13 protein-coding genes are annotated in these 15,854 nt (G+C 68.7%); 6 read left to right on the plus strand and 7 right to left on the minus strand.

The annotated features are described in order from the left end of the window. Positions 1 to 68: 68 nt before the first annotated feature. On the plus strand, positions 69 to 1,085 hold the full coding sequence (locus ACTWPT_RS40305) for a LacI family DNA-binding transcriptional regulator (protein WP_443182794.1): 1,017 nt from the start codon (positions 69 to 71) through the stop codon (positions 1,083 to 1,085). A gap of 339 nt (positions 1,086 to 1,424) precedes the next feature. Then, positions 1,425 to 2,063: a dihydrofolate reductase family protein gene (locus tag ACTWPT_RS40310; RefSeq protein WP_443182795.1), complete on the plus strand. Its 639-nt coding sequence runs from the start codon at positions 1,425 to 1,427 to the stop codon at positions 2,061 to 2,063. Here ACTWPT_RS40310 and ACTWPT_RS40315 read toward each other — a convergent pair. From ACTWPT_RS40315 to ACTWPT_RS40330, 4 genes are all read right to left on the minus strand, one after another. After that, positions 2,051 to 3,382 carry an MFS transporter gene (locus ACTWPT_RS40315; protein WP_443182796.1) on the minus strand — a complete coding sequence of 444 codons (1,332 nt, stop codon included), beginning with the start codon at positions 3,380 to 3,382 and terminating at the stop codon, positions 2,051 to 2,053. The genes ACTWPT_RS40310 and ACTWPT_RS40315 overlap by 13 nt on opposite strands. Before the next feature lie 241 nt (positions 3,383 to 3,623). Beyond that, on the minus strand, positions 3,624 to 4,469 hold the full coding sequence (locus tag ACTWPT_RS40320; RefSeq protein WP_443182797.1) for a PaaX family transcriptional regulator: 846 nt from the start codon (positions 4,467 to 4,469) through the stop codon (positions 3,624 to 3,626). 162 nt (positions 4,470 to 4,631) lie between these two features. Beyond that, the gene (locus tag ACTWPT_RS40325; RefSeq protein ID WP_443182798.1) at positions 4,632 to 6,995 is read right to left on the minus strand and encodes a bifunctional salicylyl-CoA 5-hydroxylase/oxidoreductase; all 2,364 of its coding nucleotides are present in this window, start codon (positions 6,993 to 6,995) and stop codon (positions 4,632 to 4,634) included. A 119-nt stretch (positions 6,996 to 7,114) separates the two neighbouring features. Then, complete coding sequence (locus ACTWPT_RS40330; protein WP_443182799.1) at positions 7,115 to 7,534, minus strand: RidA family protein; 420 nt, start codon at positions 7,532 to 7,534, stop codon at positions 7,115 to 7,117. Between the two features lie 125 nt (positions 7,535 to 7,659). Here ACTWPT_RS40330 and ACTWPT_RS40335 point away from each other — a divergent pair, with 125 nt between their 5' ends. The 4 genes from ACTWPT_RS40335 (at position 7,660) to ACTWPT_RS40350 (ending at position 11,289) form a co-directional block, all read left to right on the plus strand. Next, on the plus strand, positions 7,660 to 8,568 hold the full coding sequence (locus ACTWPT_RS40335) for an acyl-CoA thioesterase (RefSeq protein WP_443182800.1): 909 nt from the start codon (positions 7,660 to 7,662) through the stop codon (positions 8,566 to 8,568). Then, positions 8,558 to 9,007, plus strand: coding sequence for an acyl-CoA thioesterase (locus tag ACTWPT_RS40340; protein ID WP_443182801.1), 450 nt, complete (start codon positions 8,558 to 8,560; stop codon positions 9,005 to 9,007). The genes ACTWPT_RS40335 and ACTWPT_RS40340 overlap by 11 nt, the downstream gene beginning before the upstream one ends. Positions 9,008 to 9,099: 92 nt before the next feature. Then, positions 9,100 to 9,582, plus strand: coding sequence for a cupin domain-containing protein (locus ACTWPT_RS40345; RefSeq protein WP_443182802.1), 483 nt, complete (start codon positions 9,100 to 9,102; stop codon positions 9,580 to 9,582). A 60-nt stretch (positions 9,583 to 9,642) separates the two neighbouring features. After that, positions 9,643 to 11,289, plus strand: coding sequence for an AMP-binding protein (locus ACTWPT_RS40350; RefSeq protein ID WP_443182803.1), 1,647 nt, complete (start codon positions 9,643 to 9,645; stop codon positions 11,287 to 11,289). 78 nt (positions 11,290 to 11,367) lie between these two features. Here ACTWPT_RS40350 and ACTWPT_RS40355 read toward each other — a convergent pair whose 3' ends face one another. The 3 genes from ACTWPT_RS40355 to ACTWPT_RS40365 form a co-directional block, all read right to left on the minus strand. Beyond that, positions 11,368 to 12,642: a glycosyltransferase gene (locus tag ACTWPT_RS40355; protein WP_443182804.1), complete on the minus strand. Its 1,275-nt coding sequence runs from the start codon at positions 12,640 to 12,642 to the stop codon at positions 11,368 to 11,370. Continuing rightward, positions 12,639 to 14,879 (minus strand): GH92 family glycosyl hydrolase, encoded by a 2,241-nt coding sequence (locus ACTWPT_RS40360; RefSeq protein ID WP_443182856.1) that lies wholly within the window; start codon positions 14,877 to 14,879, stop codon positions 12,639 to 12,641. Before ACTWPT_RS40360 ends, ACTWPT_RS40355 begins: the two co-directional genes overlap by 4 nt. Before the next feature lie 410 nt (positions 14,880 to 15,289). Further along, positions 15,290 to 15,649: a hypothetical protein gene (locus tag ACTWPT_RS40365; RefSeq protein ID WP_443182805.1), complete on the minus strand. Its 360-nt coding sequence runs from the start codon at positions 15,647 to 15,649 to the stop codon at positions 15,290 to 15,292. Between the last annotated feature and the right edge of the window lie 205 nt (positions 15,650 to 15,854).

The raw sequence follows: 15,854 nt of genomic DNA on the forward strand, positions 1-15,854 counted from the left end.
ATATAGTCACAGTGCTTCGCGGGTTTTCTCGCACCTCACGCGCCCTCAGCAGCCGGGAGGCGGCATCCATGGTCACGATGCGCGACGTCGCCGAGCGCGCGAACGTCTCCATCGCCACGGTCTCCTTCGTCATCAACGGCACCAAGCCCGTCGCGCCGGAGACCCGGGCCCGCATCGAAGCGGCCATCGAAGAGCTGGACTACCGGCGAAACGTCGTCGCCCGCGCGCTGGCCAGCTCCCGCACGCACATCCTCGCGCTGCTGCACCCCGACTTCGAAGCCCGGCCGAACGCCACGATGATCCAGTTCGTCATGAGCGCCGCGCACAGCGCCCGCGAGCGCGGCTACGACCTCGTGCTGTGGCCCGTGAACGGCGACGAGCAGATGTCGCACCTGCTCGCCGGCGGCCTCGTCGACGGGGCGCTGCTCATGGAGGTCCAGTTCCGCGACTCCCGCGTCGACCGGCTCATCGCGTCCCGAGTCCCCTTCGCCCTGATCGGCCGGACCGAGAACGACGATCTGCCGTTCGTCGACATCGATTTCGCCACCACGATCGACCAGGCGGTCGAGCATCTCCGCGCGTTCGGCCACCAGCGCATCGCGCTGGTCACGCAGCGTACGAAGGCGGCGCCGGGAGACGAGCCCGGCCGGATCATGCGGGCGGAAGCCGCCTACCTCGACGCGATGGCGGCACTCGGCCGGCCCCCCGCCGTCATCACCGTCGAAGGCACCTCGGCCGGCGGGCGGGAGGCCGCGCGCACGCTGCACGAGAACCACCCGGACACCACGGCCGTGATCCTGGTGAACGAGGGCGCCTCGGCGGGGCTGGTCAAGGGCGCGCGCGCACTCGGCCGCACCGTACCGGACGACCTGTCCATCATCTCGGCGTCGACCACGCGCGAACTCGGCGAGATGATCGAGCCGTCCCTGACCGTCATGGCCGCACCGGCTCCCCAGCTCGGCCGCCTCGCCGCGGACGCGCTGATCGACCAGCTCGAAGGGGTCCAGGACAGACCGCCGCACATCCTCATCCCCTGCACCCTGGTGCCGGGCCAGTCAGTGGGCCCCGCGCCGGTCCGCCCCTGACGGCTCGCAGCCGGGCGGCCTCGTCGTGGGACGCTTTCAAGTGTGGCGGTGGGCCCGTCGAGTACGGGGACAGGCAGCGGATGCGGCCAGCCCACGGCCAGCACGGGCGCGTCTCGGTCCGCAGTCCCACAGTCTCTCCGACCCTCCTCCGGCTGCGACATGCCGACCGTGCGCAGATTAGGGTCGCGTGCACGCTGCGTCGTCAACCCGCCGCGGTAGATCGCCTCAACCTTCCGCGGTAGCGCTCCCAGCGCCACAGGCGTTTTCGCTCATAAGCGATGAGTTTCGGGTGCGGAGGCTGTCTCCATTCGGGTGGACATGGCAACCGAGGGGAGCACGATGATGAAGATCACCTTGGCGACGTACCTGTCGCTGGACGGGGTCATGCAGGGGCCGGGGACACCCCGCGAGGACACCAGCAACGGGTTCGAGCACGGCGGCTGGCAGTTTCCCTACGCCGATGAGGAGCTGTGGACCTACGGCGAGAAGTGGTTCGCCGAGGCGGACGGATTCCTCCTGGGCCGGAAGACCTATGAGATCTTCGCCGCCTACTGGCCAACCGTCACCGACCAGGACAACCTGATCGCGGCACGCCTCAACGCCCTTCCCAAGTACGTCGTCTCGACGACCCTGGACAGGGCCGAGTGGAACAACACGACGCTCATCAAGTCCGACGTCCAAGCGGAGATCGCCAAGCTGAGGGCCGGTCCTGGCCGCGAGCTCCAAATCCACGGGAGCGGCGTTCTCGCCCAGTCGCTGCTGGATCACGCCCTGATCGACGAGCTCCGTTTGTGGACCTATCCGGTCGTCCTGGGCAGCGGCAAGCGACTGTTCGAGCCGGGCCGCGTGGCGGCGGCGCTGCACCTGGTCGAGTCGAAGGCGACCAGCAGCGGCTGCGTGCTCAACGTCTACCAGCCAGCGGGCAAGCCGACATACGGCGACTTCACCCAGGACAGCCGGTCGCCTCACCTCACCTGATCGACCTCCTGCGCGGCCGCTCCGATGCCGCCCTCGCTCGTCACGCCTCGCCGCGCCGGGATGACGAACATGGTCAGGGCCCCCACCACGGCGGGAATCGCGAACGCGTAGAAGTTGGCCTCGATGCCCCACCCGGAGGCGAGGATGGCGCCGCCGTAGATCGGTCCGCAGATGGCGCCGAGCCGGCCGACGCCCAGCGCCCAGCCCAGCCCGGTCGCCCGCATGTGGGCCGGGTAGAAGTTCGCCGTGTACGCGTTGACCAGGATAGTGGTGCCGATCGTGCACGCCCCGGCGATCGCGACGAGCGCGAACAGCAGCACGCTGGGCAGGCGCATGCTCAGCAGGAAGATGCTCAGGGCGGCGACGACGAACATGCCGGCCGTCACCGGCTTGGAGCCCATCCGGTCCGCGGCCATGCCGAGCAGCGGCGTGCCAACGATGGCGCCGAGGTTCAGCACCAGCAGGAAGGCCAGCGCCGAGCCCAGTGGGTAGCCGGCCTGACGCATGATCTGCGCGAGCCAGGTGTTCAATCCGTACACGAGCAGCAACCCGACGCCGGTGCCGAGCCAGAACAGGAGCGTCCCGGCGAGGAACCGCCGTTCGAAGAGGGACTTGATCGCTGCGGCCGGTCCCTGCTTGGCCCGCGCGGGGGCTTCCTCCAGGGTCACGCCGTATCGCGCGGCGAGCTCGGCGGCCTCCGCGTCCCGGCCGCGGAGGAGCAGGTAGTTGGCCGACTCGGGCAACATCCGCCAGGCCAGCGGCAGCAGCAGCCCGCCGAGAATGGCGCCGATCCAGAACATCGCCCGCCAGCCCAGCGCTGGGATCACGGCGATCGCCGTCAGCGACGCCAGGATCCCGCCGATCGAGTAGCCGGAGAACATGAACGCGTTCGTGGTGCTGCGGTGCCGCGGATGGGCGTACTCCATGGTGAGCGCGATGGCCGTCGGCACGACCCCGCCCAGGCCGATACCGGCCACGAAGCGGGCGAGTCCAAACAACTCCACGGTCGGCGCGGCGGCCGCCAGGGCCATCGCGATCGAGAACCACGCGATGCACCCGAGCATGACGCGCCTGCGCCCCACCAGGTCGGTGATCGTGCCGATCAGCATCGCGCCGATCAACATTCCGATCAACGCGTACGAACCGATCCGGCCGATCTCGGCCGCGCCCAGGGTCCACTCGGCGGACCCGTCGGCCAACGTCGGCACGACGGTGCCATAAACGATCAGGTCGTAGCCGTCAATGATGATCGCCGCGCTGCAGAGCGCGACGACGACGAGCCTCGACCTCGAGTCGGGAGGCGGCGCGTTGTTGCTCACGATTCCCTCCCCGCGGCTCGGAGCGGCAGAGTGGCGGACAGTGGGATCTCCTCGGACATGAGGTCTCCTCAGGGGGTGGACACAGGTCAGCGAGTCGCTTGAGTTCGATGAGGCTATAGCGTTTTTCTATCGACCGTCACGGTTTCGCTATTAAGAACCTGTTACATTCCACCGGAGCGACCACGGGCATGGCGAAGCTCGCGCTGGTCACATGGCATGCGCCCAGCACGACGGAAGCGGCTTACGCGTCCTTCAGTACGGTTTCGATGAACCGGTGGGCCGGCTTGGCCAGCCGATCGTGCAGCTCGAAGAAGGTCTCGGCGGCTTTGACGCCGTTCCAGTCCGGGGGCAGCACCTCGGCGGGAAGGCCCGGGTCGGAGTACGGCAGCCGGCGCCAGTCTGTGAGGGCGCTGACGTGGTCCGCGAACGCCTGGGCCGGATCCAGGGCCTTACGATCGCGATAACGGTCCAGCACGGGGCCGTACTGATCGAGGAACTCGTCATAGAGGCGCTGCAGGCGAGACAGGTCCCACCAGCCCGGAATCTGCTCCCTGATGTCGGTGAACGCCAGATGGCGGGCCTGGAAGAGATTGACGTAAGCACTCAGCCCGTAGCGCTCGAGGGCGTCTCGCGTCTCCTCGAGCAGATGGGCGGGCGCGATCCAGACTCCCGCGGCAACCGTGCCGAATCCGAGCCAGGACAGCCGGGAGCGCAACTGGTGCCGCTTGTCCCGTTCGGTCTCGGGCACGCTGAAGATGGCCAGCAGCCACCCTTCACTGGAGGTGGCCCGTCGCCGCTCGAAGATGCGCCGGTCACCTTCGCGCAGGATCTGGTAGGCCTCCTCGGTGAGCGCGTATCCGGCCGTCCCGTCGACCTTGGCGGCGGCCAGGAGACCACGCCGCTTGAGACGGAAGATCGCCGAACGCACGGACGGCGCGTCCACGCCGCACCGGGCGAGCAGCTTGATGACCGAGGCGACGCTCATCCAGCCGCCGACTTCGCGTGCGTAGAGGCCGTAGACGGTGACGATCAGAGCACGGGGCTTCTGGCCCTTTCCATTGGCTTCGTCGTCTTCGTTGGCCACCATGGTGCACCTCTTGCGCGCTCACGGACGCACTCCGGCGGATGGCGTGCTCCCTACCCGGCATCAAACGGTCTTCATCGTACCGACTCGCCAGAGCCCGCCCCCTTCAATGGTGCGAGATTTTGACGGTCGACACAAAGACGCCCTGACGTCGCGGGCCGCCGTTCAGCGCTCGGGCCTCCATCGGGCGTGCCGGGTGGTGGCCGCGCCCTCGCGGATGAGCTGCAGCCGTGGCTTGGGTCCGTCGGTCCGGCCCGTCTGCGGCTTGCGGCGGCCCGCCCGCCATGAGTCGGGCCACGCGGCACCCGGCCCGGCGTAGTCCTGCTCCACCGCCGCGTGCAGCGTCCAGCTGGGATCGTAGAGGTGGACCCGGCCTAGGGCGCACAGATCGGCCCGGCCCCCCAGGATGATCGAGTTGACGTCGTCGTAGGAGGAGATCACGCCGACCGCGATGGTCGGGATGCCAACCTCGTTGCGGATCTTGTCGGCGTACGGCGTCTGATACGACCGGCCGAAGGCCGGCTTCTCCTCCGGTGTGACCTGGCCCGTGGACACGTCGATGGCCGCCGCGCCGGCGTCGGCGAACGCGCGCGCGATCTCCACGGCGTCGTCGCCGGTGATGCCGTCCTCGACCCAGTCGGTGGCCGAGATGCGCACGGTCATCGGCTTGTGCCGCGGCCAGACCCGGCGCATCGCGCGGAAGACCTCGAGTGGGTAGCGGAGCCGGCCTGCGAGGTCGCCGCCGTACTCGTCGGCGCGGCGGTTGGTCAGCGGGGAGATGAAGGACGACAGCAGGTAGCCATGCGCACAGTGCAGCTCCAGCAGGTCGAAACCGGCGTCGTCGGCATGCCGCGCCGCGTCGGTGAACTGCCGCTTGATCTCCTCCATGTCCGCGCGGGTGAGCTCACGGGGCACCTGGTTGACCCCTTCCTTGTACGCAAGCGCGGACGGCGCGACGACCTCCCAGTTGCCGTCGGGCAGCGGCTGGTCGATCCCCTCCCACATGAGGCGCGTGGAGCCCTTGCGCCCGGAATGGCCCACCTGGATGCCGACCTTCGCCGCGCTCTCGCGATGCACGAAGTCGGTGAGCCGGCGCCACGCCGCCGCCTGCTCGTCGTTCCAGATGCCCGTGCAGCCGGGCGTGATGCGGCCGGTCTCGGAGACGCAGACCATCTCGGTCATGACCAGCCCGGCGCCGCCGAGTGCCTTGCCTCCCAGGTGGACGAAGTGGAAGTCGTTCGGCATGCCGTCGACGGCCCGGTACATGTCCATCGGCGACACCACGACCCTGTTGGGGAGCTCCAGCTCGCCGAGCCACAAGGGGTGGAACATCGGCGGCGTCCCGGACCCGTCTCCCGCGCGGTGCGGCTGCCGGCCGGCGAACCAGGCGTCGACGCGGGCCACGAACTCGGGGTCGCGCAGCCGCAGGTTGTCGTAGGTGACCCGGCGGCTGCGGGTCATGATGTTGAACGCGAACTGCTCGGGCTCCTGGCCGACGTACTGCCCGAGGTTCTCGAACCATTCCAGGCTCGCCTGCGCCGCCCGCTGGGTCGACCGGACGACGGACTTGCGCTCGCTCTCGTACGCGGTGAGCGCCTCGTCGAGGGTGGGCTGCTCGTGCAGGCATGCCGCCAGGCTGAGGGCGTCCTCCATGGCCAGTTTGGTTCCCGAGCCGATGGAGAAGTGGGCGGTGTGCGCGGCGTCGCCGAGGAGCACGATGTTCTCGTGGCGCCAGCTGTCGTTCCGGACAGTGGTGAAGTTGATCCACTTGCTGTTGTTGGCGAGCAGCGAGCAGCCGCCCAGCTCCTCGGCGAAGATCTCCTTGACCCGCTCGATGGACCTCTCGTCGGACTCGCCGGGAGCGAACGGGCGGGCGGCGAGGGCGTCGAATCCGGCCCGGCGCCAGACGTCCTCGTGCATCTCGACGATGAAGGTGCTGCCGTGGGCGTCGAAGGGGTAGCCGTGCCCCTGCATCACGCCGTACGGCGTTTCGACGACGTAGAACTTGAAGGCGTCGAACACCTTGTCGGTGCCGAGCCACATGTATTTGCAGGCCCGCTGCTCCAGGTCGGGGTGGAAGGAGTCGGCGTACTTCGAGCGGACGGCCGAATTCACCCCGTCGGCGGCGACCACCAGGTCGTGGGTCGCCGCGAGCTGGGACACGTCCGGCGCGTCGGTGAGGAAGTGGATCGTGACGCCGAGCTCCCGGCAGCGCTGCTGCATGATCTCCAGCAGGCGCTTGCGGCTCAGCGCCGCGAAGGCGTGACCGCCGCTGGTGAGCACCTGTCCCCGGTAGTGGACGTCGATGTCGTCCCAGCGGGCGAACTCCGCCTCCATCCGGCGGTAGATACCGGGATCGGCGTGCTCGATCCCGCCGAGGGTCTCATCGGAGAACACCACACCGAATCCGAAGGTGTCGTCCTGGGCGTTGCGCTCCCAGACGGTGATCTCATGTCCCGGTCCCAGCTGCTTGGCCAGCACGGAGAAGTACAGGCCGCCAGGGCCTCCCCCGATGACCGCAATCCGCACGATGTCCTCCTCTTGTGACGACGGGCCGGACTCCCAAGTTATCGCGTTTTCTGAACGATCGTCAATTAAGCGTAATTTCTAGAGGCCGACTGCTCCATGTCCCACACCTGATCGGCACCTCACTCCTGGGGAACCTTCAGCCTCTCGTCAGGAATCACCGCGGTGCCGAGGATTTCGATCATGGCCTCCGGTTGCCACAGCTCGGTGCATCCGATGCCGGCCATGGCCGGGTAGACAGGCCCGGCCAGCTCCCGCCAGACCTTGCCGATCTCCCTGCCGTGCGCCTGGTAGTCGGCGATGTCGGTGAGGTAGATCGTGATGCTGACCAGGTCCTCGGGCTCTCCGCCCGCCTCGCGCAACGTGGTCAGCAGATTGCCGAACGCCTGCCGGAACTGGGCGACGATGCCCCCGTCCACGATGCGCATGTCCTTGTCCAGCGCGGTCTGGCCGCCCAGGTAGAGCGTGTTCCCGTGCAGCGTGCCATGCGAGTAGCCGCTCGGCGCCGGAAGGGCTGCGGGATTGACGGCGATGGGCTTCACGGCGGTCCTCCTCGACTCGGTGTGCATATTGACATTATCTGACGATCGCGAAGAATACGATATATTCGCGCTGGTTCACCCGTTCCGCATCCGCGGACCATCGATCTGAAGGGACAGCCACATCCATGAGCCCCACCTCGGAGATCGTGACGGCGGCGCTCAGCCTCACCCCGACGGCTCCGGAGCACTTCGACGAGGCCTACGTCGCCAGGTCGCAGGACTGCCCCTGGCCCAAGGCGTACGGAGGCGACCTCGTCGCGCAGGCCGCAGCCGCGGTGATGCGTTCGGTCAGCGACGACAGGACCCTGCATTCGCTGCACAGTTACTTCATGCGCCCTGTCGAGGTCAGCGCCGAGATCCGCTACGAGATCGAACGCCTCAGGGACGGGCGGAGCTACTCCACGCGGCACGTCCGGGGGTATTCCGGCGGCAAGCTCGCGTACATCGCGATGGCTTCCTTCCACGCCGTGGAGCAAGGGGGCGAGCACGCCGCGACCGCGCCGGAAGGCCTCCCCGATCCCGACGCGCTGCCGACCAGCGCCGCCTACCTGGACGCGACCGATCCGGGTACGGAGGCGGGCGGCACCATGACGAAGGAGTCGAAGGAGTACTGGTCGTCGGGCCGCGGCTTCGACATGCGGCACGTGCCCGGCCCGGTCTATCTCCAGGTGGACGGCGACCCGGTCCCGCACCAGGCGATCTGGGTCCGGCCCTTCGACCCGCTCCGACCCGTCGAAGGGCTCACCTCACGCGCACGCGACCTGGCCGCCCTCGCCTACGTCTGCGACTACACCATCCTGGAGCCGATCCTGCGCGTCCTCGACCTGCCGTGGGCCCGCCCGGGGCTCACCACCGCCAGCCTCGACCACGCCATGTGGTTCCACCGCCCCGCCACGATGGACGACTGGCTGCTCTACGCCCAGGAGGCCGATGCGGCCCAGAACGGCCGTGGTCTGGGACTTGGCCGCTTCTTCGACCGCCAAGAACGCCACCTCGCCACGGTCGCGCAGGAAGGGGTCATCCGTGTGTCCTGACCACGGCCTCTCCCTCGCCGACCGGCGACCGGGCGTGACCGGCAAGGCCGCCGTCGAACATGTGGCGCGGGTCGAATGGAGCGACACCGACGCCTCAGGACACCACCACAACACGGCTGTGACCAGGTTCGTGGAGGCGGCCGAGGCCGCGTTGATGCGCGAGCGCGGGATCACCGATTACTTCGGCAACGCGCCTCGGGTGCGCTACGAGGTCGACTTCGAGCAACGCCTGTTCTTCGGCCAGCAGGTCACCGTCATGCTGAACGTCGAAGCCGTCGGCACGTCCTCCATGACCTTCCGCTTCGAGGTCTGGGGGGAGGAGTTCGACGGACGCCCCCGGCGGCGGGCCGCGACAGGGCGCTACGTGGTCGTGCACGCTCCCCGGGACGAGGACCGGAGCCGTCCATGGCCGGCCTCCTGGCTCGCTTCTTTGTGCTGAACGCCACGCACTTCATTGACAATTCATGACGACCGTGAAAAATACGAGATAAGTATCCAGCCGACCACAGCGACCGAAAGGGAGCCGGCCTCATGGAGCCCGACCTCAGCAAGTACCGCCTCGACGGCGACAACTCGATGTACCGGCTGCCCAGCGGTCTCGTCGCCCCGGTGGTGACTCGCGGCGGTCACGAGGACATCAACACCGCCGACTCAGGCGGCGCCGTCCGTGTCTCCGGCGTCAGCATCCAGCACACCCCCGCCACCCGGCTCTGGTTCGGCAAGGTCAGCAACGAGCCCGGCTACCGCTCGGTGTCCCACCATCACGGCGAGGCCGAGACCGGCGGCTACGTCCTGTCGGGCCGGGCGCGCATCTACTTCGGCGAGAAGTTCGAGGACTACGTCGACATGGAAGTGGGCGACTGGGTCTTCGTACCGCCGTACATGCCGCACGTCGAGTGCAACCTCTCGCGCACCAAGCCGCTGGTGTGGATGACCACCCGGACGCCGGAGAACATCGTGGTCAACCTGCCCGATGTCGCGGACGCCGACCTGCGCGACTGGTTGGACCGGTGATCCCCCGCACCGCCTGACCCGCCGACCCCGCTCGGCGGTTCTTCTGGAAGGAATCCCCCGTTGCATCCTTCGGCCTCAGCACACCTGGACACCTTTGCTCGCGACCACCTGCCCCCCGCCCATCTGTGGCCGACGATCGAGTTCACCACGCCGGAGCTGCGGTATCCGGCCCGTCTCAACGCCGCCGCCGAGCTCATCGACGTCCCCGTCGCGACGTACGGGGCCGAGCGGCCGGCGCTGCGGACACCGGGCGGAGAGACCTGGTCCTACGGCGAGCTGCGGACCCGGGCCAATCAAGTCGCCCACGTGCTCACCGAGGACCTCGGACTGGTTCCGGGCCAGCGCGTCATGCTGCGCTCGCCCAACACCCCGTGGACGGTCGCTGCCTGGCTCGGCGTGCTCAAAGCAGGCGGCGTCGTCGTGACCACGATGGCCGCGTTGCGTGCTCGCGAGCTCGCCCCCATCGTGGAACGGACCAGGCCCTCGATCGCACTGGTCGACCACCGGTGCGCCGAAGACGTCCACACCCTCCGCGACACCGTCCTGCCGTCGCTGACCGTCATCGAATACGGCGGCACTGTCCGGGAGGATCTCATCATCCGCGCCGCCGCCAAGCCGGGCGAGTTCACCGCCGTAGACACCGCCGCTGATGACGTGGCGCTCCTCGGACCGACCTCCGGCACCACCGGCGCCCCAAAGATCACCATGCATTTCCACCGCGACCTCCTGTCCATCGACAACACCTTCGGCCGCCATGCGCTGAAGCTGGTCCCGGACGACGTCGTCGCCTGCTCCGCCCCCTTGGCCTTCACCTTCGGCCTCGGCATGCTCGTCGTATTCCCGCTGCGAGCGGGCGCCTGCGCCCTGCTGACCGAGGCCGCCACCCCGCCGCAGCTCGCGGAGATCGTCCAGCGGGAGGGCGTCACCGTTCTCGCGACGGCGCCCACGGCCTACAAGGCGATCCTGCGAGAAGGCAGGGAACAGCGGCTCGCCGGGCTGCGGACCGCGGTCTCGGCAGGCGAGCACATCCCTCAGGACACGTGGGAGCAGCTACGAGACCGGCTCGGCCTCAGGGTCATCGACGGCATCGGCGCCACCGAGATGTTGCACATCTTCATCTCGGCCGCCGGTGACGACGTACGCCCCGGCGCCACGGGGAAGCCCGTGCCGGGTTACCGCGCCGCCGTCCTCGCCCCCGACGGCTCGGAGCTCGGTCCCGGCGAGCCGGGACTGCTGGGTGTGATCGGCCCCGTCGGCTGCCGCTACCTCGACGACGTACGTCAGAAGAACTATGTCCTCAACGGCTGGAATGTCACCGGCGACATCTTCTCCAGGGACGAGGCCGGTTACTTCTACTATCACGCACGCAGCGACAACATGATCGTCTCTTCGGGCTACAACATCGGCGGGCCGGAGGTCGAAGCGGCGATCGACACCCACCCCGACGTGATCGAGTCCGCCGTCGTCGGCCGGCCCGACGCCGAGCGCGGCTCGGTGGTCTGCGCCTTCGTCGTGCTCCGCGAGGGGGCGAGCGGCGACGCCGCCAAGGCCAAGGAGATTCAGGACCACGTCAAGCAGGTCCTGGCCCCGTTCAAGTACCCGCGCGACGTGCGGTTCTGCGACTCCCTGCCGCGCAACGCGAACGGCAAGCTGCAGCACTACAGGCTGCGGGAAATCGTCCAGAACGAGCAGGCGGCCTCAGTGTGAGAGCGCGCCCGGCCAGAAGCCGACCAGTGCCGGTCAGCTGAGCGCGCCGCCCAGCCGGCCCCACAGAGCGCCTGCCGGTCAGCGAACCCCAAAGGCGGGCGCCTTCCGCGGGAAGAGGCTGTCGAACACCGCGACCCGGTCGAAGGACATCGCGCGGGCGCGGGCGCGAAGCTCCAGGTCCTGCCGCTCCGCGGCGGGCATGTCCAGGACCACCCGGTCCACGACCGCGGCCAGACCGGCGATGTCCCCCGGCTCGACGATGACGGCAGTGTCGCCGACCGCCTCAAGGGTCCCGCCCGTCATGGTGGTGATGATCGGTCCGCCGCCGGCCAGCATCTTCTCGGCCAGGGCGATGCCGAACGTCTCGACGAAGTCGGGCTCGGGCTTGGTGGGCAGGGCGTAGGCCGCACATCCGCGCATGAGCAGCGGCTTCTCGTGGTCGTCGACATCGGTGAGGAAGACCACCCGGTCGTCCCCCGCGGCCATCGCCCGTACGTGCTCCAGCACCGGCCCGGTGCCGGCGACGACCAGTTTCACGCGCGACCGGCAGCGCATCTGCCCGAAGGCGGACACCAGGTCGTAGATCCCCTTGGCCGGAGTCACCCGGGACAGGAACAGGATGTACCTGTCACGCTCCAGACCGCGTTGCGCGAGTGCCGCGTCCACGTCTGCCGGATCCAGGTCGAGGAAGGCGGCGGAGTCGATCGGCGGGTAGCTGATGGTCACGCGGCGCCGGCATTGTTCCGCGAACGTGGTGCCGCACTGAGCGTCCACCTGCTCGGCCGAGGCAAGGATCTCCTGTCGGGTGTACTCGGAGACCGCGACGACCTCGTCGTTGGCCAGGAACGTGGTGAACAGCACGGTCGCCGCGCCGAACCGGCCTTCCCGCAGGCACGACTTGATCACGTTGGTCACGTCGGAGCCGACTGCTTTCGCGACGGTGTGGACGTTCGGCGCGAACCCGGCCGCGCGCGCCGCTGCGACCGCGTCCACGACCACCGACGTGTGCGGAGAGAGGTACATGGACAGGCAGGTCGTAGGGATCGGTTCGGCGAGCAGCTCGACGAGGCGGCCGGTGAGGCCGGCCTGGTGGCGCCCGTCCGGCACCCGGTAGTCCCCGACGGCCTCCGGCCGCTCCACGGTGATCCCGGCGCTGTACGGCAGCAGCCGGTCCAGCGGCTTGAGCGGCAGTCCGACCGCCTGCAGCGTCGGAATCGGCCAGGTCAACAGCCGTACGTCGGAGAACCCGCGGGTCAGCGCCACCTCGGCGAGGTTACGGGCTTCGCCGGAGTGACCACAGATGACGGGGTCAGCTCTGACCACGATGACAAGACGGCGACTGGTATGGGTCATCGCGCTTCCTCCGGTGTCGCGGGCGGATCGGACAGGGACGGCGGGCGGATCCCGCGCCCCCACTCTGACGGCTCCGGGCCCAGCCGCAGGTGCAACCGGCCGCCACGGTGCACGGTGGCGGCGCTCAGGTGCGTTGCGTGCAGGGGTTTGCCGTTGAGGGTCGCCGACTGGACGTACTGCGCCGGTGCGTCACGATCGATGCCGTCGACGCCGATCGGCGTCTCGCGGTGCCCGCTGGTCTCGATGACGAACTCGTTGCCACCGGCCCGGAGCACGGCCCGGGCGAACGCGGGCGCGTTGACCAGGAACAGGTTCTGCCCCGCGATCGGGAACAGCCCCAGCGACGCCCAGACGTACCACGAGCTCAGGCCGCCGGAGTCGTCATTACCGGGCAGCCCGCCGGGTCCGGTGCCGAACTGCCAGGTCAGCGCCGCGTGTACCACCTCGGCCGTGCGGTCGGGCCGGCCCGCGTAGTGGTACGCCCACGGCGCCTCCATGTCGGGCTCGTTGTTCAACCCCTCGAACCGGTTCAGGGCGTATCCGGCCGCCATCTCCGCCGCCTGCGGGCGCCGGCCGGGCTGCGTCACCGGTGCGGCGTCGAAGCCGAAGAACCTGTCCAGCTTGTCGATGAAGTCCTTGTCACCGCCGGCCAGGGCGATCCTCGCGGCCATGTCGTGCAGCAACCGGAACGAGTAGTTCCACTTGCCGCCCTCGTAGAACTCCGAGTCGCGCAGCAGTCCCGTGCTCGGGTCGAAGGCGTTGGACCACTGGCGGCTGCGGTCCTCGAGATCGTCGGCCAGGCGCCGGTCGTTCAGCGCCCGGGCGACCTGTGCCGTGCAGTGGTGGCCGTAGGCGAGGTCGAGGGTATGGGTGATCGGGTGCACGACTCCGTGCTCGAAGAAGTCTTCGCCGTACAGGCGACGCAGGTCACCGACCATGTGCACGAGCGCCCAGCTCCAGTCCAGGTCCGCCCGGCCGAGAGCGTGGGCGTCCGCCAGCGCGGTGTGGACGAGGGCGCTGGCCTGGCGGAAGAACCGGTCGGCGCCGCGGGACATCCGGTACCCGACGGGGAAGTTGCCTTCCTCCTCGCAGACCCGGATCAGCGACTCCAGCAGGTCCTCGAATCGGTCCGGGACGATGGCCGCGAGCAGCGGCAGCTGTGTCTTGTAGATGTCCCACATGGTGCAGACGTCGAACGCGAACGGTCCGGCGGTCGGCCAGAACGGGCTTTCGTCGTCGGCGATGCACGGCTTGATCAGCGCATGGTAGAGCGCTGTCCCGAACACGGTGCGGCGTGCGGGCGTGCCACCCTCGACCTGGACACGGTCGAGGTGCTCGCGCCAGCGGGCCTGGGTCCGGGAACGTACCACGTCGAACGCCGGCTGCCCGTGCCCGCACTCGCGCTCCAGGTTCTGCCGCGCCTGCTCGCACCCGCGCAGCGAGAACCCGAGCCGCACCTCGATGGTCTGCCCCGCTACGGCCGGGCCCATGAACAGCATGCCGAAAGGTCGCAGCGTGGTGTGCCGGATGCTGTCGAAGTCCAGGCGAGTGCCGCCGTCGATGAGCCGCCGGTCGTACCAGAGCATCTGCCGCCAGCCAGGGCTGTCGACGTCCAGGTACACCGACAGCGGGACACCCTCCATCACCACCGTGCCCTGGGCTCGGCCGTGGCCGTGGCTCTCCACCTGTGCCCGCAACGGCACGGTCTGGCCGAGCTCGATGGCCAGGCCACCGCAGGACAGGTCGACCACTACGCGGGCGCTGCTGTGCTCAGGAAAGGTGTACCGATGCACGGCGACCTTCGTGCCCACGGTGAGCTCGCAGCGAATCCCGGTGTCCAGGGTGGCCGCGTAGTAGCCCGCCTCCGCCACCTCGTCGTGCAGCCGCCAAGCCTCCCCGAGCACGTCCAGCGGCTGCACCATCGGGGTGACCCGAACGTAGTTGTAGTACTTGCGGATCGCGCCGGTGCCGGACTGCTGGAAATGGGTGAACCCGGATGCCTGTAGCTGCTCGAACATCTCCTCAGGCACACCCTCGGTGTTCTTCGCGTACCGGCCGTACCCGGTCGGGTACGCGCCGGAGTAGGCGCAGGCCGACACCATGCCCAGCGGCGACGTAGCACCGGGGTGGGTGTTGCCCACCTGGGGTTTCGGCCACCACCAAGTGGCGGCCAGACCGCGTGCTGAAGGCAGGTCGGTCGCCGCGGTGCCGATGAAGGGATCAACGTTGTCGAGGATGGCGGGACTCTACCCAGACTGATCCCGCCTTAGGTTTCGGCCAGATGAACTCCTTTCCCCAATGGCACCAAGAAGTCCCAAAAGGAGGATCTCTTCCGGCGGGCAGGAGGGGCCGGCGTTCGAGCGCGAGATGCTCTGGTTGTCCGAAACATTCAGGCCGCCGCACACGCTCTGCCCCATCCCGCCGAGTTTCCCGCACTCCACGACGATGCGGGCCACGTCCAGACAGCCCGACTGACCCCTGAAGGGCGGGCCGCGGCCAGCGACCCCAGGGCGGACGGGGTCGCATCGGTGACTTGACCGCCTGACCGGCTCAAGTCTTCGTCGAAGATTCCGGCGGACGATCTCCAAAAAGGCCGGGGACAAGACCGTACCGGTGCCGTAGAGTCGCGGCACCGGTACGACGATGCTCAGGCGCTCTCCCCCTGGTCGAGGTCATCGCGCTCACCGCGGCCGTCGAGAAGATGCGCCCCGGCATCGTGCAGGGTGATGCCGTAGGCGCCCGGCGCGCTGTCGTCGGGCATCTCCTCATCCTCCGCGGCGATCGCCTTGAAACGGGTATCGCGGGTCGGACCGTCGCCGACGAGGTGACCACGCAGGTGGCCGGCGTTATCGTAGACGGCCCAGCGACATGCGCCCACCTGTGGCACTGCGACCGGGTTGTCCTTGAGCCACTGCGCGTTGGCCGCGTGCTCAGCCTGTTGGTCGGCCTTGTTGCGCTGGACGGGATCCGTGGCGGCCTGGTCACCGGTTTTGCGAGCACTACTCATGTTTCGTCTCGCTCTCAGATTGTGGCCGACGCCCCCGAAAACATCGGCGGGACACTCGGGCCTCCGCAGCAAGGGTAGCGGCCGGACGCGGATCGTATTGACGGGACCTCGTTCGGCTGCGCCATCGGGATCCCACCGCGACACGTCGCCAAGCCCGCGCAGCTACACCCCACTGGGCAGGCAATATGCTGTTCAGCTACCCATC

This window comes from Nonomuraea sp. 3N208 (assembly GCF_052245935.1).
In the GTDB taxonomy this organism is placed as follows: Bacteria; Actinomycetota; Actinomycetes; order Streptosporangiales; family Streptosporangiaceae; genus Nonomuraea.